The organism is Paenibacillus senegalimassiliensis, from assembly GCF_001486585.1.
In the GTDB taxonomy this organism is placed as follows: Bacteria; Bacillota; Bacilli; order Paenibacillales; family Paenibacillaceae; genus Fontibacillus; species Fontibacillus senegalimassiliensis.
The window spans coordinates 1-1,787 of record NZ_LN909038.1 but is presented as its reverse complement, the minus strand read 5'-3'; the positions used below and the strand labels follow the sequence as shown (position 1 = coordinate 1,787).

1 protein-coding gene is annotated in these 1,787 nt (G+C 44.0%); it reads right to left on the bottom strand.

Features of this window, described 5'->3' with window-relative positions:
• Positions 1-402: 402 nt before the first annotated feature.
• Positions 403-1,527, bottom strand: a complete 1,125-nt coding sequence (locus BN3279_RS01585; protein WP_059048920.1) for an HD-GYP domain-containing protein — start codon at positions 1,525-1,527, stop codon at positions 403-405.
• Positions 1,528-1,787: the final 260 nt, after the last annotated feature.

Sequence of the window (1,787 nt, the reverse complement as noted above, 5' to 3'; positions counted from 1 at the left end):
CTCATGTAAACTTGCTGACGAGAACTTTCGTTCTCTTTATTTCTTACTCACTCGTTGTTCAGTTTTCAAAGATCAACTTGCTTTTTCTTCATCACCGCGTTTCAGCGGCAACTTTTATAATATATCACCTTCAGCGGATTAATGCAAGACTTTTTTTGAAATTATCATTTTTTCAATTTCAACAGTCCATCTTGCGCTCGCTGCGGGTAAATATTACTATAACCCAAAGCATGTCCAAATATCAACCCCAAAGAGAACTTTTCTTTAGAACCCAAATCACTTTTCTACAAAGAAGACAGGTCACAGGCAATCATCAGTATGCTCTCCACTCCCAAATACCTCTACAGTCGCTAGGGCACAGCTCAATTCATTTGAAATTTACGTTGTTTATATGTAGCCGAATTACTCCGAAATCACCTTATCTATATGAAGTTGCCGATGCTGCATCAGATTTATGATACCCTCCTCAGTAAACACCATGGGACGCGTAGGTTGGCTTCGGTCCGAAAAAACAATCTCCCCCACACGGCCATCATTCAAACGCACATGCGTGCCCTGATGGAACTGGGTTGTCTTGTCCACGAATGTGTGAACTACGCCGGGGTCCAGCTTGCCAAATGATTCGGAGCGAAGCTCCTCCAGTACCAGATAAGGAGATTGGGTTTGGCGATAGCAGCGTCTTAGTGTCATCGCATGATAGATGTCGGCCACGCCTACGATTTTGGCATAAACATGAATCTGATCTCCTGTTAACTGAAAGGGATAACCGCTTCCGTCTATTTTTTCATGATGCTGCAAGGCTGTTAGTTTAACCCCCTCATTGATTGCCGATAGCTTGCGCAATTGCTGATACCCATAGGTCGTATGCCTTCTCATCTCTTCCGTTTCCTGAGGTGTTAGCGGGGTAGGCTTGTACAATAACGCCAGAGGCAATTGAGTATTCCCTATATCATGCAGTAGTCCGGCAAAAGCAACCTGCATCCAGTCCTTCTGTGGCAAACCATGCCACTTAGCCAGCAAGTATGAGGTTAACGACGTAAGTATCGCGTTGTGATAGAAATAATCGGCTTCCTTAAAATTCCGAGGGACAAAGGTTAAAATGCGATAATATGGCAACAGGTCAATCAGTATTTCCAATTGATGTCGAAGATCATATAAGGGTAGTTCGGCAACAAATGCAGATTGAAAAGCGTTTCTCGTAAGTTGGAGCATCCGCTCATATTCCTGATGGAAAGAGGTCTGCGGACTAACCGCAAGGACTTCTTTGTTATTCACCTGCTTCATCTGCTCCCCAGCTAGGGATATGTCTACTTGTTCGTTTACAGGTAGCGCAGTCAACCTCTCCACCATCGCTGGTATTGAAACATCCTCCACCTCAATTTGAGGGACCAGGAAAGCCCGAATGAGCTCCACATCTCTCAAATCAAGAACCTTTCCCTTTTGCAGCAAGAGACCACCTAACGGACTGTACACATGACTCGTAAGCTTAACTCCGGGCTGAACATCCATGATCGAAATATTCGCCATTTTCCTACCCTCTCCTTAAAGGATATCACTTAGAGACCATCTTCCCCATGATTCGACATAGGTATAAAGAACTACAATCCTGTCCCCTATCATTATAGTATGCTACCAAAATAAAAAGAACCCCCGTCACCGGCAATGTCATTAAGTTAAGGAATGAGCCCAGAATCAAGAAAAAGAGCAGGTTATCGAAAAGATAGCCCGCTCTTTTTTTTGCGCCGACAACAAGGAAAAAGGCTTGACAAGTGGTCTGAAATGTGTGG